Source organism: Bacteroidia bacterium (assembly GCA_026932145.1).
Taxonomy (GTDB): Bacteria; Bacteroidota; Bacteroidia; order J057; family JAIXKT01; genus JAIXKT01.
Genome location: JAIXKT010000007.1, coordinates 437,261 through 463,417 on the forward strand (window position 1 = coordinate 437,261; position 26,157 = coordinate 463,417).

A 26,157-nucleotide genomic window follows, 5' to 3' on the forward strand; every position below is an offset into this window, starting at 1 on the left:
AAAAATTTAATTTTGCACAGACTTTAATAAACAATTCTAAAAAAATTATCATTGTAAATTAATATGCGTATTTTCATAGTAGAGGATGATGTCGTTTTTGCAAATGCACTGAAAAATGCTTTATTATCATTAGACTATCTTGAGATTTTTGTATTTAATTCAGGCAAAGAGTGCATACAAAATTTAGAAATATATCGGCCAGAAATTATCACCTTAGACTATTTATTGACTGATATGGTCGGAACAGATGTTTTGAGAGAGATTCGGAAAGTATTACCAGATTCTTATGTAATAGCAATTTCGGGGCAAGATGAGCCGGAAGTTGTTTCTGAATTGCTAAAGAATGGTGCGTATGATTATATTTCAAAAAAGACGGATGCTGTAATTCGGCTGCAAAATAGTGTAAAAAACCTGATTTCAAGAATATTTTTAGTACAAGAAAATCAGCGTTTAGAAGAAATGACGGAGTTTCATAATCGCTTAGAAAACTTAACGGGAAATAGCCCTGCGATGCGCAATATTTTCCGTCAGGCAGACCGAGTATCTAAAACAAATGTATCTGTTTCATTATTAGGAGCTATTGGCACAGGAAAGGAAACCTTAGCCAAAGCGATTCACTTAGAAACCCCCAGCGTTAAAGGGAAATTCATTGCACTAAGCCCCGGAGCCTATACCAAAGAAAACTTTGATAATGCTTTGTGGGGTTATTCCAAAGATTCTTTTGGATCACCAAACTCTAACCAGCCGGGAGCATTTGAATTAGCTGCTAATGGTACGCTCTATATCAGTGAAATCACCGAAGTTCCACTTACTACTCAAGTTGCCCTTTTGAGAGCCTTACAGGAAAAGCATTTTTGCCGCGTGAATAGTGATAAAATGGTCCCAATTACCTGCCGGGTTATCATTGGAAGTTCTAAAGACTTACTAAAATGCCGTGAATTAGGAACCCTAAGAGAAGAACTCTATTATCAAATTATGGGTTTGGTTATTAAAATCCCGCAACTATCTGATAGAAACGATGATATACTACTTTTAGCTCGGCATTTTGTAAACCAATATACAGAATCAAATTTGCTATCAGGGATAACAATTAGCCTTGATGCGCAAAAAGCATTACTTCGCTACACTTGGCCGGGTAACTTACGTGAATTACGTTCCGTTATAGAGCGTGCCTGCGTGGCTTGTTCCGAAAATATTATCACTGCCAATGATCTTGGGCTAAACGCCGTTAATCCACTCGCAGAGTTTTTGCAAGAAGACCTAACATTAGACCAAATTAAAACAAAGGTTATCCTTCATTACCTTACCAAATATGATAACGATATTCCAAAGGTATCCGAAATATTGGATATAGGGCAAGCTACTGTCTATCGAATGCTGAACCGTTCAAACTTTACACTATCAAACACCACTAACGTTAAGCCCAGAAAAAACAGCATATTCAACCGCTTCAAACAGGATTCAGAAGATACTAACGAATCTTTGCTAAAAGAATTGGAAGCTGAATAACAAATTAACTGCAATTATCAGTTTGTTTTGTTCGCCAATATTTGAGTAATTATTTTTGAGGTGCTAAAACCCTCTGTTAATGGGAGGCAAATTACTTGCCCCCCATTTTTTATTACCTCTTGGTAACCAACAACTTCTTCGGGTTTGTAATCGGCTCCCTTTACCAATATATCCGGTAAAAGGGTCTGAATTAGTTTTAGGGGAGTGTCTTCATCAAAAATCACGACTGCATCTACACACGATAGTGCCGCTAATAATCCTGCTCGGGCATATTCGGGGTTAATAGGCCGAATTGCGCCAGACTTCCCCTGTCTGCGAACTGATTCATCACTATTTAAACCTACAATAAGCCGGTTTCCCAGCTTTCGAGCTTGCTGCAAATACGCTACGTGCCCTAAATGCAAAATGTCAAAACAACCATTCGTGAATACAATACTATCTCCACGAAAACGCCACATATATTGCTTTCGCTCTAATTGAGCTATTGAAAATAGTTTATTTTCCATTTAATAATCTAATTCTAAAATATCGCTACCAATCAAAGGATTCTTTTACGGCCTGAAAAAAACTTTGTAGGTTAGTATTACCATCTAAGTTTTGTAGTGGAATAACAGAAAAGATTTGATTTATCTTGTTATTATTTTGATTGCGTAATGCTGTTATGACAGCCGTAGAATCCGTCCATGTATTTCCAGAATATTGTAACTCAGCACGATACAAAACCTCTGCACTGATTTTTTGAATAACCGGATTGATACCCGATATAAACCCGGGGCCTTTATTTTTTAGGGTAGGAAAAGAAGCAGCACTTCCCGAAACCGGATATACTAAGCCCTGATTTACAATCTGGGCATTGCTGGTTTGTGTTAAAGATTCAAAGGGAGCAAAACGAAATATAGCAGATTCAGCCTGCGTTGATGATGGTAGCGGAACTACCATCAATAGTTTTTTATCCTGATTCAAATATTGCTGTATAACTGATTCCGCATTTTCAATCAACAAAATTTGACTTGAATTATTCGTAGAAAACCAAAATACTTCAGAATAACTATTTAGCAACAAGAGTAAGGTCGGATTTAATAACCTAAATTGATTTGCAGGTTTGGTATAGTCCAAATAATCATAGCTACCCCAAACGTTATTTAGAATAGGAGAATAAGTATTTATGGCTCGTGGATTAATCGGGGAATTATCTATGACCAATAAATTGCTGGTTTTGGGTTTCACAAAGATCGTTTTTGCTGTATCCGGCTGTGAATACAACCCGCCTTGGTCTCTTACTCGTATGTATAATGTGTTCCAACCACCATTATTCCAATTAGATAGCGTAGTAGATAGCGGCTTTCCGGTTGTTTTAGGATAAACAAGTGCCTCTCCGATGCCTACTGAAGCAGGGTTTTCTGCTACGAATGAAATCAGGGTTTGATTAATATCTAAATTCATCCAAGGGCCGTCATTTGCCCGAATTTGAACTTCTGTTATGGTAGAATTTCCATCTAAATCTATTGCAGACCATTGATAACTAACAACCGAAAGCACTGTATCATAGGGATACAATGTAGAATCAAAGGCTACTACCGGAGGAGTATTTTTGATGGGAATACGCAAATAAGCAGGAGAGGGGTCTCGCATCTGAAAGTTATCTATAGAACGCACCCAAAAATGAATATCTGTGGTATCTTGGCCTTGTGGAATCAAAAATTGAATGCTGGTATCCCGTCTGGTGGTAAAAAACCAATCTTGATTATTTAGCGATATTTCATAACCGGTAACCCACCCGTCAATGTCTGACCCTTGCCAATACAAAGAGACAATACTATTTAAACGCTGAGGGCCAGATAACGCAACGCTATCCAAAAAAATCTTGGTATCCGGTGGATTATTTTCTAATAAACTGCCTTTTTTGCAGCCAAAAACTCCTGCCAAAATAACGATAAAGAAAAATATTCCGATTCTGAACATCTTGCAGCAAAGTTAAAAATTAAAAATAGATAGTATGAACCAAGTCTCATAATGTTCGCAATTATCTGTTTTTTTGTACCTAAAAGATAACTTTAAATTATCTTGGAAACTATCACGCCATAGAAAAAACAATCTTGAGACTTATCTTTTTGTAACTTTGCAAAAAATATATCCGTGCAATCATTAGACGTTGTTTTATCCAAACTTGGGCTTAAATCAGAAGAATTTGGTGTAACTACCGGTTCTTTAGACATTCATACAGATGGTGAAACCTTGGTGAGTTACTCTCCGGTAGATGCCAACCAGATAGGAACGGTACGTATGTGTACCCGCATGAGCTATGAAACAGTTATCGAAACGGCTTCAAAAGCCTTTGAATACTGGCGCACTGTTCCTGCTCCCAAACGGGGAGAAATAGTGCGGCAATACGGCGAAGTTCTCAGGGAATACAAAGAACCTCTTGGCTGGCTCGTCTCCTATGAAATGGGAAAAATTTATCAAGAAGGGCTTGGCGAAGTTCAGGAAATGATTGATATATGTGATTTTGCAGTAGGTCTGTCGCGCCAGTTATATGGTTTAACGATGCATTCTGAGCGCCCAAAACACCGGATGTATGAGCAATGGCATCCGCTTGGAATCTGCGGCGTTATTTCTGCCTTTAACTTTCCGGTAGCTGTTTGGTCATGGAACGCTATGTTAGCCACCGTTTGCGGCAATCCGGTTATCTGGAAGCCCTCTGAAAAAACACCCATCACGGCATTAGCTTGCCATAAGTTACTACAGCAGGTACTGAAAAAAAACAACTTGCCGGAAGGCCTTTTTAACGTAATTATTGGAGATAGAGCAGTAGGAGAGTGGTTAGCTGCCGACAAGCGCGTTCCCATAATTTCGGCAACCGGTTCTACCCGAATGGGGCGTTCCGTAGGCAAAACCGTAGCAGAACGCTTTGGCCGCGCCTTGTTGGAATTAGGCGGTAATAACGCTATTATCTTAACAGAACACGCCGACCTCAAATTGGCTATCCCAGCGATACTTTTTGGCGCAATAGGCACTTGCGGCCAACGCTGTACCACAACGCGCCGAATCTTTATTCACCATTCTATCTATGAAAAAGTAAAAACCACATTACTATCTGCATACAAAACCTTAGAACATAGAATTGGTAATCCATTGGATAGCAATATATTAATTTCTCCATTGATTGACGAACAAGCCGTAAATGCAATGCAACACCGACTTAAAGCGGTAGTTCAAGAAGGTGGTACAATATTATTTGGCGGGAAACACTTAGATGCAAAACAATATGGATCACCTTGTTATGTAGTGCCGGCTTTGGTAGAAGCCCAAAATCATTTTCAAAGTGTTCAGGAGGAAACCTTTGCACCTATTTTATATCTGATGCAATATGATACCCTTGACCAGGCTATTCGGATGCAAAACGATGTTCCGCAAGGGTTATCATCTGCTATTTTTTCAAATAACATCCGAGAAACAGAGTTATATTTAAGTGCAGAGGGTTCAGATTGCGGTATTGCTAATGTAAATATCGGTACTTCCGGAGCAGAAATCGGAGGTGCTTTCGGGGGCGAAAAAGAAACCGGAGGAGGCAGAGAATCCGGCTCAGATGCTTGGAAATGGTATATGCGCCGCCAAACAAACACAATTAACTTTTCGGATACCCTTCCATTAGCACAAGGAATAAAATTCGACATATAAACAGTATTAACTTTTACAGAAATAATATTGTTGCAGTTTACCTTACGCCTTTGGCAAATTATATTTGGGATTTATGTCCTCATTATTACGGTTTTAGCTACTTGGCCTATATCACTTCCGGAAATCCCCGGAGGGGATAAAACAAATCATATTATGGCTTTTGCCGTAATGATTGTTTTGATAAAACAAGCATGGCCTAAGGGGCATTGGATGCTACATCTGTTATGCTGCTTTTTGTACGGTATTTTAATTGAAGTAATGCAGTCCTTCTTACCGTTTAGGGTAGCATCAATAGGAGATATTATTGCTGATATTGTTGGTATATTGATAGGTAAAAGTGCTGTTATTGCTTATAGTGCTTTTGCAAAACCCAAGAAATACTAAAATAAACCGATGTTCTCTAATTTAGAGACATAGGTTTATTTTAGTGTTTCTGGGCTACAAACAATTAGCGGAGTAGCTGCCGTTCGTGCTGAACTTCGTCAATGACGAGTTTAGAGATTATTTCGTGCATGATTTCAGAGGTTCCAGCACCAATCGTAGTGAGGCGGGCATCACGCCAAGCTCTTGCTAAGCCGTATTCTTCCATATATCCCCATCCGCCATGAATCTGTAGCGCTTCGTCAATGATTTTGATACTATTTTCGGTAGCAAATAATTTAGCGATGGTTATAACTTTAGTAGCAGTACTTCCGTTAGCCATAAATTGATGAATAGCTTCAAAGGTCAGTGCTTTACAGGCTTCAAGGCTTACGGCCATTTCAGATAGTTTATGACGAATAACCTGAAACTTTGCCAGTGGTTTACCAAAACTTTCGCGTTCGCGGGAATATTTTTTAGCTTTTTCAAAAGCCCATTCCGCACTGAATGTGGACATAACCGCAGCAATTAACCTTTCTTCCTGAATATTATTCATCAAATAGTAAAATCCCATACTGGGCATTCCCAATACGGCTGTTTTAGGTACTTTACAGTTTTCAAAAAAGAGTTGGCTGGTATCTGAGGTGTGCATCCCCAGTTTGTGTTTTACGGGAATAGCTTGGAATCCGGGTGTTTTAGTGTCAAAAATAAACAAGGTCAGGTCATAACCTTCGCCGGTTTTGGCAGATAGTACGATAAAGTCTGCCAGTGTTCCGTTGGTAATCCACATTTTAGAACCATTGATGAGGTAATGGTCTCCCATGTCCTTTGCGAATGTTTTCATTCCGCCGACATCAGAGCCGCCACTGGGTTCGGTAATCGCTAATCCACAAATTTTTTGACCTTGCAATGCCGGTTTGAGGTAGTTTTGTTTTTGGTCTTCTGTGCCAATAGCGTTAATAAGCGGCAAAGGTAGGTAAGTGTGTGCAAATAAGGACATTGCCAGCCCACCACAGTTTGCATAAGCTATTTCTTGGGAAAAAATCACCGCAGACCAGAAGTCCATTCCGCCGCCGCCATATTCTGAAGGAAAATTAGGGCCAATGAAGCCTAACTTGCCCATTTTTTCAAAAATAGAACGTTCACAAATTTTTTCTTCTTCCCAATGCTGAACGTTAGGGAGTATTTCTGAATCAATAAACCGCCGCAAAGATTGGCGGTACATTTCCTGCTCTTCTGTAAACAACGGTAAACCCATACACTACATCATTTTATACTTGCAAAGTTAAACTAAGTTATGCAGTTTGGTTACATTATTCCCAAAAAGAGTTTGTTTTTCGGCTAAACTTCATCTATTTTTCTCAACTGAAATAATTAGTTTTGTTACTTTGCGGCAATGTTTTTTTTTAGATATTTTCTCTGCCTCTTATTCTGCGGGACGCAATTCTTATTACTTGCTCAACCTAATGACGGGAGTAGTTTTAAAACTAAGCAACAAGAAATGCTTGCTTTAATGGCCAGCCAAAAGCCAATACTAAATAAATTATCTGAAAATATGGAAGAATATCGCCAGAAGTTAGACCAATGGATTGATGTTCTTAAATATCCGTCTAAAATTCGGGATAATAAAACGGCTGCTACACAGGCTGTTGTTACCATTCGGAAATTTAATGATACCGCTTTTTCACAATTTAAAGAGCTTACTGCTAAATGGTTTCAATATAATTTGCATCTAATGGCTGTTTATACTCGCTATGGAGAGCAAAAAGAACGCGGTAAAATAGATCCCGAACTAACCGAATTTCTGAAAGAACATCGCGCACATTTAACACAAATGGATTCTGTTTACTCTAAAATCCAAGATGTCTTTAATGATTGTGATTTTCTGCTGAATTCAAAGCTGAACTAAGTACTTTGCAATGATACAACCAGTCAAAGCCATACAAAAGCTATTGGTTGGTTTTCAGGCTTTTGTGTGGGTTTTATATACTTCTGAAAAGCATAAGCGTTGGTTAAAAAAACACCTAATACCAATAATAGAATCTTTTTTTGAGCATGATGACGGAACGCTAAAAGAAATTGGGCAGAAAAAAATCCTCAGTTATGCTACCTTAGTACCGATTTTTATAAGCCATAATACCGCAACTTTATATGGAAAAAAACTTTCCCATATAGAACTTTCATTGCAGGTGTATTTAGCCGCAATCACACCGTTGATTGATGAGTTTTATGAAACCTCAAAAAAAGATGCACTGCAAAATCTTTCCAATCTTTTAAATTCGCCAAACCAATATAAACCTCAAAATACGCACGAAGAACTGACGTTATTTCTTTGGAAAAAAATTTTAGGACTCGTAAAACAGCCAGTTGTTTTTCACCAAACTATTTCACAAGTAATTGATATTCAGACAAAAAGTAAACTTCAGCATCAATCTTTATCGGTTTCAGAAATAAAGCAAATTACCCTTGAAAAAGGGGGGCGTTCGATGTTGTTATTTTTGGTTACGTTGCCTTTTCCGGTAAATCCAGAAACGGAACGCTTGTTTTACAACTTAGGTGCTGCTATTCAGCTATTGGATGATTTGTTGGATATTTATGAAGACTCACGTGCAGGCATACAGACTTTGGCTACCGGCCAAAATATAGAATTGGCTTTTAGAGAGTTTCGCAAGGCACACCAACAAGTAATTGAGATAACAAAAACGCAGATTAACAGTAAATCCAAAAGTCTTTTTTTAGCAATTTTGGCAATGTTGTTACTTTCCGGTTATGTTGCTATTCACAATATTCAAAAATTGTATAGCCATTCAGGACATGATTTTAACCCATTGAATTACAGCCGTTCTCAGTTAGTTACGGATATGGAAAAAGCCAGTAATTGGTGGATTGCTATTCGTTATTATTTTCAGCTATAGTGCTGGTTATTAGCTATATTCATATACGTTAAGGCAATGAAGGCTGCTGTTTCGGTTCGGAGTCTGTTTTTCCCAATACTAAAAGTAGGAAAACCTACATCTTTCATTTTTTTGATTTCTTCTTGGGAAAAATCTCCTTCCGGCCCAATTATACAAGTGCTGAATTTGGGGTTGGAACTATGAATTGAAAAGGGAACTGCCCCTTGTCGAGCTAACCAACAGCCAGTTAGATCTTTTTCTGTATTTAGCCAATCAATAAAAGTGATAGGATTGTGGAGTATTGGTAGCCGACTACGTCTGCATTGCTTGAGTGCAGACCATAATATTTTTTCAGAACGTAATAGATTAATTTTCACATACTTATCTGTATGTTTGCAATATATTGGAATAATTTCGGAAACGCCTATTTCGGTAGCTTTTTCTAATAGCCATTCCCAATGTTGCTGATGTTTAATCATTCCCACAACTAAGCGGAGTTGGTAGTTAGCCTCTCCAAAATCCGGAAATGATTCGATAATCTGCAATTGAGCTGTTTTGTCTATCTGATTTATCTGTGTTTTCCAAAACCCGCCCTTGCCGTCAGTAGTAAAACAGAAACTCCCTGAACTTAGCCGTAAAACCTTGATAGCATGAATACTATCATCTTCGTTTAAGGATAATTCTGATGTATTTGGGTTATATCTTGCCTGAAAAGTTGGCAGGTCGTCAGTTATTTCGGCTGCCTTCATGAATCCATGTTAAAATAGGATTGGTTAGACAAGCAGGTAAAGTTTGGCTGGGGGGCATCGGTGTGTAACCCGATTTACGCATAATAACGCCTTCTAATTTTCCGTTAAGGGCAACTGTTTGAACATTTTGGTAGCTATTTAGGAGTATATTTCCCATAGAATTTCCCGGCTGGTGGCAGGAGATGCAGTGTTTTTCGAATATCGGCTTTATCGCTAAACTGTAAGATACGTTGGTTGTATCTCCACTGATTTGTGGGCAGGTAGTGTCTTGGCTTGGATTGGCGGGGTCTTTACGGCATGAGTATATGCTCATCATCAATATTATCCAGAAACCTAAGCCCACAAAGGTTTTAAGCGAAGAAATCATTCGTCTTTTTGGGTATCTTGAGCAGGTGGCCGTCTTCGGTTGTTTGGGTTACGAGGCCGCTGAATTGCACTTGAATTATTGTGTGTGCTTGAAACAGAATATTGGTTAAAAAGTTCTATATTCGGCCAGTTGATAAAAGAGCAGGTTTGCCGGTCTATTTCGGTAATACATTTATGCTGAACCAAAAATGCAACCAAGGCGTTCACACCTCCCTGAAAAACTTCAACGGAGGGTTTACTTGTTGCTTGATTTACCAAAGTACCGATATATCCTTTCCGGATTGGAACATTTAGCTCAACTTGTTTTTGTAGGTGCTCTAAAAATTTCGTTACCAATTCTTTATCTATTTCTATGGTTTTTGGTAAAGCCGGCTTTTTGTCTGGATTTAGTTCAGTATTTTTGGGTAAAGCCGTTTTTTTGTCTGTGGCAGGAACTTTTACAGGAGCTGGTGTTTTGTTTTCTTGTAAATCCGGTTGGTTAGAGTTTAAGGTTTCTACTTTTGGCTTATTATCTTTGGGTTGCTGTTGTTTATGAGGGTTTTTATGAACTTCTTTTACGGTGTTTTGTGGCGTATTATCTTTATTATTAGTTTGTTCTTCTACGTTTGAGCCGTTTTTATGGGTAGGATTTCTTTCATTGGTTCGGGTTTTATTTCGGTTGAATTTATTTTCCTCTGAAATATAATGTACAACGGATTCAACATTATGTAGTTTAAAGAAAGGAGTAATATTTTTCAGTGTAGAAATTCCGGTTACGATAGAAACGAAGGCGTATTTGTGAAAAGCTGTTTCCCACACAACGTGGTAGGTGAGTAGAGAAGATGTTTTTGCTTCGGGGTTTTGAAGTATTATGAACTCGGATTTTTGATGCACAAATACGGCGTTCCATGCCGGCATTTGATTTTTGTCTTTTAAAAAAACTAAGATACGATAGTTAGCTATGTTTTTGAGGATTTCGGTAGGAACTTGGCCTGGCCTAACAAATTCGCCGTCAATAGCCAGTAGTTTTGTTGTTTGAGATTCGTTGGTGCTGTTAGAAGTAAATATACTGCTAAGAAATTTTGATAATTTTTTCATGTGAAGTAGTTAGATGCCGGCAATCTTGAATCGGTACCCAAGTCGGGTAAGTTCTATTTTTACCTTATCTAAGCAGTTACCTTGTAGGATAATTTCACCATTTTTGGCTGTGCCCCCGCAGCCACAAACGGTTTTGAGGTGCTTAGCTAAACTCGTCAATTCGTTTTCGCTACCCAAAAAACGATAAATGACAGTAGCTTGTTTGCCTCCTTTTAGTTTTTTATCCAAAGTAATGCGTAAATCTTGCTGGGCAGGAAGTATTGGCTCTACTGATTCCGCATCGGGTGTTTCCGGTTGCCAATCAGGGTCAGTAGAATAAACAAGTCCGAACTCATTATTACGGCGTTTCATTTAGGCCGCAAATTTACACGTTATTACGTTATCTTACTCTAAATATTTAGCAAAAATTATACGGATTTACACCCCATAAATCCCAACCCGTAAATTGAATAAGCCAGAAAGCAATTAAATAAACAATTAAAACAACCTAAAGACTTTTACCAAATAAATAAAATACCCATTTTTAGCTAAGTATTAAATACGAATAATATTACTAAAATAATATCAAAATATAAAAATTAATTTCAAAATAATAGAGTGGCATTTATTCAAATAATTTAGTAAAAAAATCATAATAGCTTAAAAGATCTTATTGTTGATTGTGTATAATTATTATTTTAAAAAAACAGTTGTTTTTTAACAATCCTATTATCTTTGCAGAGTTATTTTTGATACTATATTACTTTTTTCCCTAGAATTATTACTAAAATACTTTCCGTATGTCAATAATTGATGATATATTTTCTAAGTCTAAGTATCAGTTGATTGCAGAGACTTCTTCTGATGCTATCATTTCCATTGATACGAACCATACAATATTATCATGGAATAAAGCTGCCGTAAAAATGTTTGGCTACACTGCGGATGAAATTATCGGCAAAAAAGTCATGACAATAATCCCCGATAAGTATAAGGATTTGCATATACGCGGGGTTGAAAACTATATTCAGACAGAAAAACCCAAGATTATGGGAAGCCCTGTTGAGGTTTCCGGCCTAAAAAAGAATGGTACTGAATTTCCTATTGAGCTAACGCTTTCAAGTTGGAAAGATGGCAAGAAACTATATTTTGCCGGCATTATCAGAGATATTACGAAAAGAAAATCTTCTGACGCACGGATGAAAGCTATCTTAGAATCTTCAAATGACGCGATTATTTATATTGATTCTAATCACATAATACGCTCATGGAATAAAGCCTCAGAAAGAATGTTTGGTTACTCATCAGAAGAGGCAACAGGTCAAAAAGTTATGCTAATTATTCCCGATAGATTTAAAGAATTACATCTAAAAGGAGTTGAAAATTTTCTTTCAACCAAAACGCTTAGAACAATGGGAAAGCCGGTTGAAGTTGCTGCTATCGGAAAAAATGGCATAGAATTTCCCATAGAACTAACCCTCTCTGCTTGGCAAGACGGCGAAGAATATTACTTCACCGGTATTCTTAGGGATATAACAGAACGAAAAATAGCCGAAAAACTAATTTTAGAAAAAAACACACAATTAGAAGTTGAAAAGAAGTTAGTACTTCAAAAGCAACAGGAGATTACTGACAGCATTAACTATGCGAAGCGGATTCAGTATGCACTGCTGCCGCGTATCGAGGAAATAACAGCCTGTATTCCAAATTCATTTGTTTTGTATATGCCCAAAGATATTGTGGCCGGAGATTTTTATTGGTTTCATAAAACACCTAAAAAAATACTGATTGCGGCAGCAGATTCTACGGGGCATGGTGTACCCGGTGCGCTCACCAGCATGATTTGCTCCGGAAAACTTGATGCAGCATCAGAAATAACCGATAATCCGGGTGAAATATTATCTATAACCAATAAAGGAATCAAACGCTTATTTAAGCACCATGAAGAAGCAGATAACTTCACAAAGGTAAAAGACGGAATGGACATCGCCCTTTGCAGTATTGATTTAGAAAACTATCTATTGGAGTATAGCGGAGCTAATAGGCCGTTTTGGTTAATCAGAGAAGGAGAACCGGAAATCATAAAAATCATTCCTACAAAAGCCTCCATAGGAGGTGATAGCAGCGATGAACAAGTATATGAAAATCACACCATCCCAATATTCTCCAAAGATATTATCTATTTATTTACAGACGGTTACTCAGACCAAGACGGAGGCGAAAAAAATAGAAAACTCTCCTCGAAAACACTTTCAGAGATATTGTTTAACAACCAAGCTATGACAATGGAGGAGCAGAAAAAACTCTTGTATGAAACCATCAGAGATTGGAAGGGAGATAAAGAGCAGCGCGATGATATTTTGATAATAGGAATCAAAATACCTTGATGAACCTATCCCATTCTTAAAATCAGTTAGACTTTGTTTAACCGTTTTCGTTGCTATCTTTGTAAGTTCTTATTATAAAAGATGATTTTTGGCAAGAGAAACTTACTTTTTCTAAGCAAGATATTGCTTCTTGGAATATACTTAATCTCTTGTAAACGTACTGATTTAAAGGCTATTGAAGATGCTCCTTTACTCACAATACGTTTTAAAGATGATATTCAGCAGGAAATAGTTTTATCTAAGCCTCCACTTCGGATTATTTCTTTTTCGGCACAGCTCACAGAAGTCTTTGTTGCTTTGGGGCTTACAGATCAGTTGGTAGCTGTTTCAGATAGCTATCGAGGTAACCTTCCGGAGTCTGTTGTTCGCTTTACTCCCGGTAATATTCAGGCAGAAGCAGAATTAACCACTCTGAACCCCGATTGTGTGGTATATGGTTTAAGTTCATTTTTACCAGATGAAAAACCCAATATAGGCTTTTGGAAAAGGCAAAACATCCCTGTTATTACGCTTCAAATTGAACATCTGGATAATGTTTGGGGAAATATCCAAAAGATAGGGACACTAACGGCTAAAATCCAAGAAGCAAAAGTATTACAAGATTCTCTACAAAATATCTGGAAAGGTATAACATTACAAACCAAAGAGTTAGTTAGATATTCTGTTATTGGGCTTTTTAGCATTGAACCTTTGGGAGCTTTAGGGAAAAACCATTGGCTTGTAGAGCAGTTACCGAACTTGGGGGGAAGGCCGGCAAATGAAAATATACACGGATCTTTTACCGCGATACAAGCAGATTCGTTGCTCAAATGGAATCCCGAATATTTACTGATTTTAGCCTCTAATGACCAATTTTTGGCAAATTTAATCAGTACCTATCCGGTATTAGATAATTTGCAGGCAGTTGAAAAGAAGCAGTTTTTTCAATTTTTACCAACAACTACACTTGTCCCGAGTATTTCGAGTATTAGCACACTGGTTCAAATTGCCCAGAGCTTGCATACACAGGTATCTCTTTCTAATAAAAAACATCCATGAACTTAATAGACTATTTCATGCAGCATTTTCCGGATGTTCAGTTAATTTCGCCTGAAACTCCGTTACCACATTCCCAAACCACATTTCTGGTTCCAGCAAATCAGTTAATTTCAGTTTGCAGTTTTTTACACACAGAAAAGACAACTTCATTTGAAGTGTTAAGTTGCTTAACTGCTGTGGATTATCCGGATTTTATAGAAACTGTTTATCATCTGCAATCAATTTCTCATGGAACTTTTTGGGTTTTAAAAACAAGGGCTACTAAAGGTTGTAATTCGGAAAAGTTGCCGAGTATCCCCAGTGTAACTTCGATTTGGGCTGCTGCAAATTGGTATGAGCGGGAAGCCTATGATTTATTGGGCGTTTATTTTGAGAATCATCCGAATTTAGAGCGTATCTTGATGCCAAAAGATTGGGAGGGTTTCCCGCTACGCAAAGATTACAACAATATAACTGATTATCATAAAATTCCAACGGCCTTATAGTTTAATAAGGCCGTTGGAATTTTAGTAGGTTTTGTTTTTTTAGGTTTTACTTGATGCCATCATAAATTACTTCGATGGCTTCTTGGTCTGGTGTGCCATAGGTTTCCGAAACAAAGGCGTAGATTTCATCTAAGGTTTCTTTTTTAGATTTTCCGGCATTTGCATTTTTAATCATTTTGATTTGTTGCGCTAATTCTTCTGGAATAGGAAAGCTAAATTGAACGACTGATATTGGGTCAGAAACTTCTTTGTGGAAGTAAAATAAGGTTAGAGGGCCGGTTATGTCTGATTCTGCAATCGGCTTACCATCAACAGAAAAGAGGTTTTGTTTTTCTACAAAAAACTTGTCGTTTTGAAACTCTAACTGCTTATTAACATCTTCACCCTTGTATTTGTAGCGGATGTAAAAGAAGTGGTCATTATCAAGTGGAAAGGTGCTTGCATTTACACTTATGGCAAGTTTTCCGGTAACAACAACAGGTGTTTTTCCTTCATCAAAATACTTTTTGAGGTCTAATGAGTTGTTAATCAGTCCTTTTCGGGTGCTTAGTTTACTACTGGCTGGAGAAATACTGGATTTTACGTATGCTACAATTTCGCTATTGGCATTTGCGGCTGGGCCGCTTTTCATTACAAAACGCCCTTTTTGTGGGCTAATTACCGCAGCCATTGCATCACCTCTGAATACTAATTGATCTTCAGAGCTAATCATATCTCCGGGTTTAAGGATTTTTCCAGATGCTTTCACCATGATAGTTCCTTTGACGTGCAAAACTTGATAAGAATCACCACCGGCAAAGACTGAAACAGAAAAGAAAAACAGGCTAAGTATTAAAAGCAATTTTTTCATATAAAATATTTTATTTTATCGGATGTAACAATAATAGTACCAAAATTTAGCGCAAGTTAAGTGTTTTTTAAATACATCTGGCATATATTTGAGTAAAATATTTAAAAATATTTTTATCTCAAATATATGCCAGCGATTTATGCTAAATAATTTGGTTTATTAGAATTACTGTTTGATTATTTTTCGGGTAATTTGGGTTTTTCCGGCAGTCATTTTGAATAGATAAACGCCATTTGGCAGGTTTTCGGCAATGACTTCAGCATAATTAACACCGGCAGGTATCTTCCCGTAGTTTTCAGCATAAATTACTTTTCCTGCTAAATCTAATATTTCAATGGAAACAGGCTGAACTACATCTAAAGAATATTGAATCACGAATTTTTTGGTAAATGGATTTGGCCAAGTACCTACCACAATAAGTTCCGGTGAGTCTGCGTCAAGACCTGTTGGAACAATACAGGTGGGAGCTAATGGCGGATTTACAAACTGAGCGGTAGAAGCTGCGTTTGCTTTTTTCAGAAATCGGGTGTTATTATCTACATACCAGCCTTCTGCAAAAGTTTCCCCTTCGTCTGGGGTGTTAATGGTATTTACGAAGTAAAAATCTCCTTGAACTTTGCTGGGTGTAATGTCTAATAAAACGTACCCTTTTTTGGTTAGTTCAGTAAATTTCATGTGCTGATTTTGTGTTTTGATGATGGCTGTGCTTCCGGGTATTGGGCTTCCGGGTGATGTTACGCTGGTAGTTACAAATTCAACGCCTGCGGAACCGGCTCCGGTAGAGGAGTTATAGCTTCTTGCCGGTAAATCGCCAGCCCAAGCCGTGTGAATATCTCCAGTTAAAACAACGATATTTTTGATGTTATTATCTAAGATGTCATTCCAAAGTTTTTGTCTTTGAAACGGATAGCCGTCCCATTGGTCTAAATTTACGGCTGTGCCAAATACCCGCAGTGGCATCATCATCACTTGCTGTCCCAGAATATTCCATGTTTTGGTAGAAGACTTCATGTTCGTCATTAGCCAATCGTATTGAGTTTGGGATATAATTTTTCGGGTTGTATCATTAAGTTCTGGGGCACCAAGAGCTACCTGCTTATCACGTCCTTCTGAGCGGGTATCCATCATATAGAGATTGATTAAATCTCCGTATTCTATTTTTCGGTAGATAATAGCTGGGTCATTTGAATTTGGGAGGCGTAAGGGTAGCCATTCGTCATAGGCTTTATTGGCACCGGCTTTACGAACGTACCAATCGCCTTCTGTGGAATCGTGGTTTTGTGCGCCATCTCGGTATGCATCATTGGCTTTTTCGTGGTCATCCCAAACAGTAATAAAAGGAAATTGTTGGTGAAGCGCACTTAATTCAGGGTCTAAATGATAATGAGAGTAACGTGTGCGGTAATCATCTAAGGTAATGATTTCATGTTCAGGTTGTGTTTTTTCACGTCCTTGTAAGTTGGAACTCATTCCGCCGGTTCCATATTCGTAGATATAATCTCCCAGGTGCAAAACGGCATCAATATCATTGCGTTGTAATATCTTACGATAAACATTAAAGAATCCGCTTTCATAATTTGCACAAGAAACAACGGCAAAACGTGCGTTATTAATTCCTCCAACGGGGGCTGTTTTGGTACGGCCAATTAGGGATTTTTTAGCATCAGATTCAAACCGATAGTAGTAGAAAGTTCCTGCTTGCAGGCCGGTTATATCTACTTTTACGGTATAATCACGGTCTGGTTTGGCTTGATAGCTTCCGGAAGATACTACGGTTGCAAAGGTTGTATCGGTAGCTACTTTGTAGGTTACTAAGATACTGTCAGGTGTTCCGTTGGTAGGAGTAACGCGCGTCCATATCATCACGCTACTGGAGGTAGGGTCGCCTGATGCAACACCGTGATAAAATGGCTCTAAGCAAGAGTTTATCTGGAGTCTTGGAACTCCGGTAGGAGTTGCAGACTGCCCAAAGGCTGAAAATCCCAGCAATATCCAGCAAAATATTACTGCGGATTGGTTTAAAATTGACCTCATAATGGTTGTATTTTTTTCTTTTGCGCAAATTTAAATTTTATCAAACAAAAAAACATCTTTATAAGTTAAAGAAGCAATATTTTTAAGGTTTTGGGGCTAATGCAGCTTGCAGAATTTGTTCAGCATGATTTTCTGTCTGCACTTTGGGGAAAACATGCTGAATTATACCTTGTTCATCAATAAGGTACGTAACTCTATGAGTGCCCATATACTTTTTGCCATAGTTGTTTTTCTCACCCCACACATGATATAGCTGCACTATTGCTTGGTCGCTATCCGTAATTAAGGGAAATGGCAAGTTGTATTTGGTGATAAATTTTTGATGCGAATCAGCCGAATCTATACTTACGCCGATAACTTGAATATTATTTTTCAATAATGCTGTGTAATTATCTCTTAGGTTGCAGGCTTGTTTGGTGCAGCCGGGGGTGTCATCTTTTGGGTAAAAATAGAGAGCTATCTTTTGCCCCAAAAATTGAGAAAGTTTTAAATCCTGCCCTGTTTGTGTTTTGGCTTGAAAATCAGGAGCTTTAAATCCGGGTTGTAATAACGATAAAGACATATTTAGTGAAAAAATAGTTGCTTGTGGTTCAGTAATTGGTAAGAAGGAATGACTTTACAAACTAAATTAGAGATAACAATTTTTATCAAAATTAATTCCTTGATAGTTCTAAATCGGGATTACTTTAGTATAAAGTTAATTTTTGGATGAAAATTCCTCACTTTGTGGGGTAGTTGAACAAAGTTTATGTAGATTTGCCGCGATTAGTAAAGAAATGGGACACGGTTCAGTAGCATATCCAATATTTGACGATGCGGGGCATTATGAGTTTACTGAAGAAGAACTTAAGCAAATAGCCTTCCATAAATCTAAATATCCTTCTACAAGGTCAGCAGTAATGCCTGCTTTGTGGATAGCACAAGAAAAATATGGCTGGCTTTCGATGGGTGTAATTAAGTTAGTAGCAGATACTTTGGAACTTCCTTTTGCGCAAGTTTACGGTGTAGCTTCTTTTTACACAATGTATTTAAAGCAAGAAGTAGGTAGTTTTTTATTAGAGATTTGCACTTGTTTTACCTGCGGAGAATGTGGCGGGGATACGTTATATGAATACGCAAAACGAGTATTACAGTTAGATGAAAACGGGCGTTCGGCAGACAAAATGTTTACCATACGGGAAGCCGAATGCTTAGGAGCCTGTGATACTGCACCGGTTTGCCAAGTTCACAATCGCAGGATTACGCATAGTATGACACCAGAATCTTTTGACACCTTGGTAGCGGAGTTACGTCAGGGAAAATATCCTGATTACAAGGCCGTGCCTCTACCAGACCAAAAGAATTTATTCTGATAAAACTATGCCGGAAGTAGCCTGCTTGTACCTACAAGATGGTACTCTTTGGCGCGGACGCTCGGTTGGGTTATCCGGTACCAAATGGGGCGAGTTGTGCTTTAATACCGGAATGACCGGTTATCAAGAAATATTTACAGACCCGTCTTATGCCGGTCAGATTGTGTTGTGCACACACCCACACATCGGAAATTATGGAACCTGTGATGCAGAGCAAGAAAGTAGCAAGATTCAGATAAATGGATTAATCTGCCGGTCTTTCTCCCATAATTTCTCCCGAATTGATGCGCAAAAATCTCTATTTCAATATTTTAAAGATCAAAAAATTATTGCTATTGATGAAATAGACACACGTTCATTGGTTCGGCATATCCGAAATCAAGGCGCGATGAATGCTGTTATAAGCACAGAAACCGATAATGTGTCAGAATTAGCAGCATATTTATCCCAATGCCCGGCTATGGACGGGTTAGAATTATCTTCCGCCGTAACCACCTCTTGCCCTTACACTGTGGGGGACGAAACGGCTCCCTATCATGTGGCTGCATTAGATTTTGGGATTAAACGCAGCATCTTAACAATGCTAAATATGTATGGCTGCCGCGTAACTGTTTTCCCTGCCAATGTTTCTATATCAGAACTTTTAATCTATCAATTTGACGGTTATTTTTTATCCAATGGACCTGGAGACCCTGCCGCTATGAATTATGCGTTAAAAACAGTTCAAGAACTGACCAAACAAGATAAACCGATTTTTGGGATTTGTATGGGGCATCAACTGCTTGGGTTGAGTTTTGGGCTACAAACCTATAAAATGTTTAACGGACACCGTGGATTAAATCATCCGGTAAAAAATTTACAAACCGGCTTGTCTGAAATAACTTCCCAAAATCACGGCTTTGCAATCTCGATGGATTCTCTTAAAAAATCCGCAGAAGTGTCGCTAAGTCATATCAACCTAAACGATAATACGGTTGAGGGAATTATCATTCGAGATAAACCTTTTTTTTCTGTACAATATCATCCTGAATCTTCTCCCGGCCCACATGATAGCCATTATTTATTCCAAAAATTTGTTCAATTAATGGCTAACTAAGACTGTTTATGAGCAGCAACAACCCTAAATCGGTAGTTTTGCTAAATAGAGAGTTTGCTACAGCCTCATCTATTACGCAAACCTTAGATAACCGAGCTTTTCGATTTGGGGACGGCGTTTTTGAAAGCATTCGGGTCATTCAAGGAAGACCATTATTTGTTTCACATCACTATAAGCGTTTGACAAATGGGCTTAGAATACTGGGCATAGAACTTCCGGATTGGTTTAATGAGAGTCTGTTTATCAGTCAATTAGAACAATTATGTTATCATAACAAAGTTTTTTTTGGGGGGAAAATTCGGTATCAAGTGTATCGGTCTGGCTCTGGTGTGTACGCTCCGATGCAAGATGAAGCTACCTTTTATGCCGATATTGCTCCTTTTGACTTAGAAACCTATGACCTCAATGCTATTCAGAAATTAGCTGTTTATGAGGGAATTAAGTTACATTTTTCGGCTATCTCTACTATCAAAACCTGCAATAGCTTACCGTATATTTTAGCTACTAAATATGCTCGCCAGCAAGGCTATCATAATGCATTGTTAATGAGCCATTCCGGTAATTTAGCAGAAGCAAGTAATGCAAATTTGTTTGTAGTTCAAGGAGGAAATTTATTTACTCCGCCGGCCTCTGAAGGAGTCTTGCTTGGTGTTATGCGCCAGCAAATACTCACTATCGCAAATGCCTTAGGCATACCTACACATGAAACCCCCATTTCTCTAAATATGGTTAATCACGCGCAAGAAGTATTTACTACAAACGTAATTACAGGCCTGCAACCTATCCGGTTTATCAAAGGCTTAGAAACAACTTTCTCTGTAAATGGGGAAATCTTGACAAGGCTATTTCAGGCTTTGTTAGGGCAAATTCAATAAGATAGTAGTATCACACCCCTCCATAAGAATTACGTTAAACATAGTTCACAGCTAACTTCATGTTGTTAATATCGTTTATTAGCAATTAGGGGCGCAAGTTGCGCCCCTAATTGCTTTTTTTAACGTTGAATGATTATTTTCGTTCGTTCTTTTCTTTCTCCTATTTGTAAGGTTACAAAGTATAGGCCATTGGCTAAATTGCCTACATCTAATATTTGATGATTTGATCCCTCTGTTGTCGGAATTAATTGTTGAAAAACAGTTGCTCCTTGTAAGTCAGTAATAGTGTAGCTTGCTGAAAATAAAGCTCCTGGGTTATCAAGCGTGAAGAAGCAGTTCAACCAATTATCTGTTGGATTTGGATAAAATTGAGCTGGTTTTTCAATAGCACTTAACTCGTCAGGCGAGAATATTCCCTCTTCTTTAAACGGAGTAACCGATGTTTCGGCTAATATTTCGTAGTCAAGTGAGTTATCAAACTCTCCGGCTACGGCTGCATACAAGCGATAATAATAATTTCCTGCCGGTAAATTGTTTCGTGCAACCACTTCATTAGTAGTTCCACTATTGTATGACCCTGAAATATATGTTCCGCCGACATAGTGCTCCATATTGATATTAAAAGGCAATTTAGATGCTGTAACACGTAGATTTGTAGTAGAAGATAATGTAACTACGAACCAATCTACGTCATTGGCAGCACATATTTTACCTATTTTCTTAACTCCCTGAGTTAAGGCTGTGGAGGTAACGCTGGAATTATTGCTTTCATAAGCATCATAACAAGTTGCTTTTGTGGTAAAAGTATCGGTAGTATAACTTGAATTTTGCCCGGAACATACAGATGCTACTTGCCAATTGTAAACAGTTGAAGCTGATAGACCCGTTAAAGAGTAGGTAGTGTTAGAGGTTGTTACTGTCGTCCATGATCCGCCAGATGGCTTGTATTGAACAGAATAAGACGTAGCACCACTTACCGTATTCCAATTTAAAGTAGCAATTTGGGTAGATAAATATGTTACTGATAATGAAGTGGGGGATAGGCACGGGGGTAAGGTGGTGAACGTAGAACCGGTAACATAACTCGATGAGTCTCCGGTACAGTTAGAACGAACTTCCCATGTATAAGCGGTAGATGCCGTTAAACCGGAAATAACATAAGGAACACTGCTCACTGTTACAGAAGTCCATGATTGACCGCCTGTTGGTTTGTATCGAAGGGTGTAGTTATTGGCGTTTGTGGTAGTCCATGATAGTGTTACGCCAGATGAAGTGATTGAGGACGTAATAAGGTTAGATGCAGCATTACAAATTGGATAAGTGGTAAATGTAGAGCCGGTAACATAGCCCGAAGAACCTCCGGTACAGTTAGAGCGAACTTCCCACATATAAGCAGTAGCTGGCGTTAAGCCGGAAACAACGTAAGAACCACTATTTACCGTTACAGAAGTCCAGGTAGAACCGGCTGTTGGTTTGTACCGAAGGGTGTAGTTATTAGCGTTTGTGGTAGCCCATGACAACGTTACGCCGGATGCGGTAATGGCGGATGAAACGAGGTTAGAAGCAGGATTGCAAACAGGGTAAGTGGTAAAAGAAGATGCAGTATAGGCGGAATTTTGGGCATTACAAACGCTCATTATCTCCCAGTTATAGGTCGTACCTCCTGCTAAACCGCTTAACGCATAACTATTAACTGCAATTCCCGATACGGTTGTCCAGACTGTGTTTGTAGATTTTTTGTAACGAAGGGTATAAGATGTCGCACTCGGAGAAACAGCCCAAGATAAATTAGCAGCAGTAATAGTAATGCCGGAAGCTGTTAAATTGGACGGAGTAGTACAAGGGGAAATCGTTGTAAAGCTACTTGTAGCAAAAGCAGAATTTCCCCAAGGGCAACTCGTTCTTACTCTCCATTCATAAGTAGTTCCTGATGTTAAAGAACTTAGGTTATAGGTTGGGTTTATCAAGGCAACGGCTGTCCAAGTAGCAGTTCCTACCTGACGATACTCGAAGCGGTAAGCATTTGCATTTACAACTGAATTCCACGAACAAGTTGCAGATGTTGTAGTTAGGTTGCTGTTTGCTAACCCTGTAGGATTTCCGCAGGCAGGATTGAATACGATGTATGAGTTTTGGGCTACAATAGCAGACCAATTTGCCGCGCCATCTTGCACAATGCTATTAATCTTGCAGGCATAGGTATTGGAGTCAGGGCTTTCATAACGTATATCGCCGGCTACTCCTAAGGTAATTGTAGCAGAAGTCGAACGTGATTTATAAACCTTAACATCATCAAAGGTAGCTTCACAATCGCCATTTCTAAGAGAAATAAAATTACCGTTTGTTAAAGGGGTTGGATCAGTATAGCTACCTTTCAGTTCGTTATCGATAAAAACTTCAATCAAGCCATTAGTTGGATTGTAGGTTACTTTAAACTGATACCAAACTGAAACATCAATAGGGAAGTTAATTGAGGCAACTGTGTTTAAAACATCATTTACTGTTTTGTATATTTCGATTTTATCTTGGTCTGCACGGAACCAAACGAGGTAAGAATTACCACGATTAGACTTGGCAGCAGAATCAGCAAAGAAGTGAAAACCGAATCGGCGGTTAGTGCCGGAGCCGTCCATTTTTCCTGACCAAGTATATAACCATGAAGTTGAGGTATTTTGGGCTAACGATGTATAGAGGTTGGTGTTGGTAACGGATTGATTTGTTTGTTTTAATTGCCCTGAATTAACAGCCCAAGTTCCGGCAGTAGATGACCATGACGGATGAACCGCTGTATTAAAGTTGTCATTGAAAAACCCTCGATTTGGGTTAGCGCGCCATTCACTTCCGTTCCAGTCTAATACTTGATAAAAACGTTTTGCAACACCACTGTAATTATCTTGGTCAGTAAAATTGGCTGTAAAATCTTGATATTGCCATGTACCGGCTACAGAAATTTGGGTTGTTGGAGGTACATTATCAATATAAGTTGTTGAAAATGTTGCTGTTGCATAATTTGATCCTCCCCACGGGCAGTTTGTTTTTACGCGCCAATTGTATGTCTGGTTGGCTGTTAAGCCATTAAGTACTATGGAAGTTAAGCTGGTTGTGGTTACTGATAGCCAGGTAGGAGAGGCTGAGGGTTTATATTCTATGGTGTAGTTAGTTGAATTCACAACTCCACTCCAGTTTAAAGTAGCATTTGTAGTGGTAATGTTAGTAGTAGTTAAGTTTTGTGGTGTTCCGCAAGCAGGGTTAAATGTTACAAAAATATTCTGAGAAACTATTGAAGACCAATTTCCGGCATTATCAACAACAGTTGTGTTGATTCTACAAGATTCTGTTACGGAATCGGGGCTTTCATAGCGCACGTCTTGTCCGGCACCTATGGTAACTATCACAGAACTTCCCCGAGATTTACGAACCTTTAAGTCTTCAAAATAAGCCTCACAATCGCCATTTCGGAGGGAGATATAGTTGCCGGAAGTAAGCGGGCTGGAATCAGTATAACTGCCTAAAAGACTGTTATTCATATAAATATCAATCTTTCCTTTGGTCGGATCATAAGCTACTTTAAAATCATACCAAGTAGATGGATTAATACGGACGTTATTAATAGTATAAATGACATTTAAAACATCGTTTACTGTTTTGTAGAGTTCAACTTTACCTTGATCTACACGAAACCAAGCGAGATAAGAATTTCCTCTATTAGATTTTGCAGCAGAATCAGCAAAGAAATGCAGCCCAAATCTTCGGTTCGTGCCGGAACCTTCTACCTTTCCTGACCATGAATATAAATAGGAATTGGAAGCAACTTGGGTAAGTGGTGCATAAATATTGGTGTTAGCAACTGATTGGTTACTTTGTTTTAGCTGTCTGGAAACGCTTCCCCATGTTCCTGCGGTTATTGTCCATTCTGGGTGAATAGCATTATCAAAGTTATCATTAAAGAATCCTTTGGTGGCATTTCCGCGCCATTCTGTTCCATTCCAGTCTATTACTTGATAAAACTTATTATCAACACCGCTTCCGCCGACATTATCTTGGTCATTAAAAGAGACATTAAAGTTTTGATACTGCCAATTACTATTCGTTGTGATTGATGTAGTAGGTGGGGTTACATCAGCTACCACGCCATTTATTAAGTTGTAATAATTAGACCAGTTCCAGTAAGGGCCAGGGTCTGTATGGGTTTGGTTAGGGTAATGCTGATGTCCCTTGATTTTGTAAGCAGATGATAACAGTTGCAATCCGGAGGTAGGGGGGCCGTTGTAGCAGGTTGTACGGTTAATGCCGTGGCTTAAACATATATCGCTTACTAAGGTGGCTGAGGCTTGATACATTGCGTTGGTGTACCACGTATTTCCACTTTCTGCATAGCCTTCATGCTCGATCCCAACGGTATAAGGATTTTCACTTCCTACGTGCCACGCTTTATTGGATTCTAAAACCATCTGGGTTACTTGACCGTCCGAAGAACGAACTACATAGTGTGCTGAAACGCTTGCAGCAGGATTCTGAAACCATGAAATACAGGAAGCATAAGTTCCCTGAACAGTATGAATAGTAACAGCACTAATTGATGTTCCATTACGGGAGGAATAATTACTGGAATTGGCTGCAACCCATAAAGCCGGCGGATAATCCGTAGATTGGGTCGTAGGAGGTACATAAACATTAGAACCATTTGTTATTTGCTTATTAGTACCTTGATTAATTATGATAACATGAGGTGAACGGAGAATGTCATAGGTAGATTGTGGAAATAACTGCATCCAGTTAATTGATTGTGGTTGCTTTAACAGCCGATTGTGGTTGTATCCATCCTGAATATTTCGCATTATCTCATAAACCCACACATCTTGCGCATATAAGTTAATAACGTTATTATTGGTTGGTATCTCCGAAAAGTTTTTCAGTAAAATATTATATGATTCTATATTTGCCTGAAAACCAATGTTTTTCTGCGTTCTGAGATAGTTTATGGCTTTAGCAACAGCCATAATTTGGGTACTCTCATCTTGCAAAAATTGCTGCTTCGTAATTCCAGAAAGATTTAAAACAAAGTTTAAGTTTTCGTTGAAATAGCCGTGTCCGTCTTCAACTAAGCCGAATAAACCATAATAACCGGGGCCGTGATGTAAATCGTCTTCATCAGGGATTACATTCGTAAACCTTGTAGCCGAATACGCCATGCTTTCTAACAAACCAGCCGGAAGTGCCGGATACTGATTATAAGCAGCAAAAAAAGCCGCCCCCAAAGGCTGGCCCTGGCCAAAAACCGCATTTGCAAAAAAACAAATACAAGAAACAATAAACCACTTTTTCATAAAACAAAACCCAAGTTCTAACGCGAATATCAATATTTTTTGAATACAAATACAATAAAATTATAACTTTTTTAAAATTGAAAATTTTATCCTTTCCGAAA

22 protein-coding genes are annotated in these 26,157 nt (G+C 38.4%); 11 read left to right on the forward strand and 11 right to left on the reverse strand.

What is annotated here, in order from left to right:
* Positions 1-63 precede the first annotated feature (63 nt).
* A complete protein-coding gene (locus tag LC115_02945) occupies positions 64-1,509 on the forward strand; it encodes a sigma 54-interacting transcriptional regulator (protein ID MCZ2355640.1) in 1,446 nt (481 codons plus the stop codon).
* A gap of 17 nt (positions 1,510-1,526) precedes the next feature.
* Here the strand turns inward: LC115_02945 and rfaE2 are convergent, their stop codons facing one another.
* Together rfaE2 and LC115_02955 are read right to left on the reverse strand one after the other, a co-directional pair.
* On the reverse strand, positions 1,527-2,015 hold the full coding sequence (rfaE2, locus tag LC115_02950) for a D-glycero-beta-D-manno-heptose 1-phosphate adenylyltransferase (GenBank protein ID MCZ2355641.1): 489 nt from the start codon (positions 2,013-2,015) through the stop codon (positions 1,527-1,529).
* Between the two features lie 25 nt (positions 2,016-2,040).
* Positions 2,041-3,471, reverse strand: a complete 1,431-nt coding sequence (locus LC115_02955) for a hypothetical protein (GenBank protein MCZ2355642.1) — start codon at positions 3,469-3,471, stop codon at positions 2,041-2,043.
* Positions 3,472-3,645: 174 nt separating this feature from the next.
* On the opposite strand from LC115_02955, the gene LC115_02960 reads away from it, so the two are divergent.
* Both LC115_02960 and LC115_02965 read left to right on the forward strand, forming a co-directional pair.
* A complete protein-coding gene (locus tag LC115_02960) occupies positions 3,646-5,187 on the forward strand; it encodes an aldehyde dehydrogenase family protein (protein MCZ2355643.1) in 1,542 nt (513 codons plus the stop codon).
* A gap of 27 nt (positions 5,188-5,214) precedes the next feature.
* Positions 5,215-5,571 carry a VanZ family protein gene (locus LC115_02965; protein ID MCZ2355644.1) on the forward strand — a complete coding sequence of 119 codons (357 nt, stop codon included), beginning with the start codon at positions 5,215-5,217 and terminating at the stop codon, positions 5,569-5,571.
* A 64-nt stretch (positions 5,572-5,635) separates the two neighbouring features.
* Here the strand turns inward: LC115_02965 and LC115_02970 are convergent, their stop codons facing one another.
* The gene (locus LC115_02970; GenBank protein MCZ2355645.1) at positions 5,636-6,805 is read right to left on the reverse strand and encodes an acyl-CoA dehydrogenase family protein; all 1,170 of its coding nucleotides are present in this window, start codon (positions 6,803-6,805) and stop codon (positions 5,636-5,638) included.
* 138 nt (positions 6,806-6,943) lie between these two features.
* On the opposite strand from LC115_02970, the gene LC115_02975 reads away from it, so the two are divergent.
* Both LC115_02975 and LC115_02980 read left to right on the forward strand, forming a co-directional pair.
* Positions 6,944-7,456, forward strand: coding sequence for a hypothetical protein (locus LC115_02975; GenBank protein MCZ2355646.1), 513 nt, complete (start codon positions 6,944-6,946; stop codon positions 7,454-7,456).
* A gap of 10 nt (positions 7,457-7,466) precedes the next feature.
* On the forward strand, positions 7,467-8,462 hold the full coding sequence (locus LC115_02980; GenBank protein MCZ2355647.1) for a hypothetical protein: 996 nt from the start codon (positions 7,467-7,469) through the stop codon (positions 8,460-8,462).
* On the opposite strand, the gene LC115_02985 is transcribed toward LC115_02980, so the two are convergent.
* The 4 genes from LC115_02985 to LC115_03000 are packed head-to-tail and all read right to left on the reverse strand — an operon-like array spanning position 8,453 to position 10,984.
* Positions 8,453-9,190 (reverse strand): 16S rRNA (uracil(1498)-N(3))-methyltransferase, encoded by a 738-nt coding sequence (locus LC115_02985; protein ID MCZ2355648.1) that lies wholly within the window; start codon positions 9,188-9,190, stop codon positions 8,453-8,455. The two genes, LC115_02980 and LC115_02985, sit on opposite strands and share 10 nt — an antisense overlap.
* A complete protein-coding gene (locus LC115_02990) occupies positions 9,168-9,557 on the reverse strand; it encodes a hypothetical protein (GenBank protein ID MCZ2355649.1) in 390 nt (129 codons plus the stop codon). Before LC115_02990 ends, LC115_02985 begins: the two co-directional genes overlap by 23 nt.
* The gene (locus LC115_02995) at positions 9,554-10,633 is read right to left on the reverse strand and encodes a hypothetical protein (protein ID MCZ2355650.1); all 1,080 of its coding nucleotides are present in this window, start codon (positions 10,631-10,633) and stop codon (positions 9,554-9,556) included. The genes LC115_02990 and LC115_02995 overlap by 4 nt, the downstream gene beginning before the upstream one ends.
* Before the next feature lie 9 nt (positions 10,634-10,642).
* Positions 10,643-10,984, reverse strand: coding sequence for a translation initiation factor (locus LC115_03000; GenBank protein MCZ2355651.1), 342 nt, complete (start codon positions 10,982-10,984; stop codon positions 10,643-10,645).
* Positions 10,985-11,412: 428 nt separating this feature from the next.
* On the opposite strand from LC115_03000, the gene LC115_03005 reads away from it, so the two are divergent.
* The 3 genes from LC115_03005 to LC115_03015 all read left to right on the forward strand — a co-directional run bounded on the left by LC115_03005 (position 11,413) and on the right by LC115_03015 (position 14,522).
* A complete protein-coding gene (locus tag LC115_03005; protein ID MCZ2355652.1) occupies positions 11,413-12,999 on the forward strand; it encodes a PAS domain S-box protein in 1,587 nt (528 codons plus the stop codon).
* An 81-nt stretch (positions 13,000-13,080) separates the two neighbouring features.
* The gene (locus LC115_03010) at positions 13,081-14,037 is read left to right on the forward strand and encodes an ABC transporter substrate-binding protein (GenBank protein ID MCZ2355653.1); all 957 of its coding nucleotides are present in this window, start codon (positions 13,081-13,083) and stop codon (positions 14,035-14,037) included.
* Between the two features lie 17 nt (positions 14,038-14,054).
* Complete coding sequence (locus tag LC115_03015; GenBank protein MCZ2355654.1) at positions 14,055-14,522, forward strand: NADH-quinone oxidoreductase subunit C; 468 nt, start codon at positions 14,055-14,057, stop codon at positions 14,520-14,522.
* A gap of 46 nt (positions 14,523-14,568) precedes the next feature.
* On the opposite strand, the gene LC115_03020 is transcribed toward LC115_03015, so the two are convergent.
* The 3 genes from LC115_03020 to bcp all read right to left on the reverse strand — a co-directional run bounded on the left by LC115_03020 (position 14,569) and on the right by bcp (position 17,968).
* Positions 14,569-15,372: a hypothetical protein gene (locus LC115_03020; protein MCZ2355655.1), complete on the reverse strand. Its 804-nt coding sequence runs from the start codon at positions 15,370-15,372 to the stop codon at positions 14,569-14,571.
* A 165-nt stretch (positions 15,373-15,537) separates the two neighbouring features.
* The gene (locus LC115_03025) at positions 15,538-17,406 is read right to left on the reverse strand and encodes an alkaline phosphatase D family protein (GenBank protein MCZ2355656.1); all 1,869 of its coding nucleotides are present in this window, start codon (positions 17,404-17,406) and stop codon (positions 15,538-15,540) included.
* An 82-nt stretch (positions 17,407-17,488) separates the two neighbouring features.
* On the reverse strand, positions 17,489-17,968 hold the full coding sequence (gene bcp / locus LC115_03030; GenBank protein ID MCZ2355657.1) for a thioredoxin-dependent thiol peroxidase: 480 nt from the start codon (positions 17,966-17,968) through the stop codon (positions 17,489-17,491).
* Between the two features lie 214 nt (positions 17,969-18,182).
* On the opposite strand from bcp, the gene LC115_03035 reads away from it, so the two are divergent.
* From LC115_03035 to LC115_03045, 3 genes are read left to right on the forward strand one after another with little or no spacing between them, the layout of a single operon-like run.
* On the forward strand, positions 18,183-18,758 hold the full coding sequence (locus LC115_03035; GenBank protein ID MCZ2355658.1) for an NAD(P)H-dependent oxidoreductase subunit E: 576 nt from the start codon (positions 18,183-18,185) through the stop codon (positions 18,756-18,758).
* A gap of 7 nt (positions 18,759-18,765) precedes the next feature.
* Entirely contained in the window at positions 18,766-19,854 is a 1,089-nt protein-coding gene (gene carA, locus LC115_03040) for a glutamine-hydrolyzing carbamoyl-phosphate synthase small subunit (GenBank protein MCZ2355659.1), read from the forward strand.
* A gap of 8 nt (positions 19,855-19,862) precedes the next feature.
* Positions 19,863-20,729 (forward strand): aminotransferase class IV, encoded by an 867-nt coding sequence (locus LC115_03045; GenBank protein MCZ2355660.1) that lies wholly within the window; start codon positions 19,863-19,865, stop codon positions 20,727-20,729.
* A gap of 119 nt (positions 20,730-20,848) precedes the next feature.
* Here the strand turns inward: LC115_03045 and LC115_03050 are convergent, their stop codons facing one another.
* A complete protein-coding gene (locus LC115_03050) occupies positions 20,849-26,056 on the reverse strand; it encodes a fibronectin type III domain-containing protein (protein ID MCZ2355661.1) in 5,208 nt (1,735 codons plus the stop codon).
* Between the last annotated feature and the right edge of the window lie 101 nt (positions 26,057-26,157).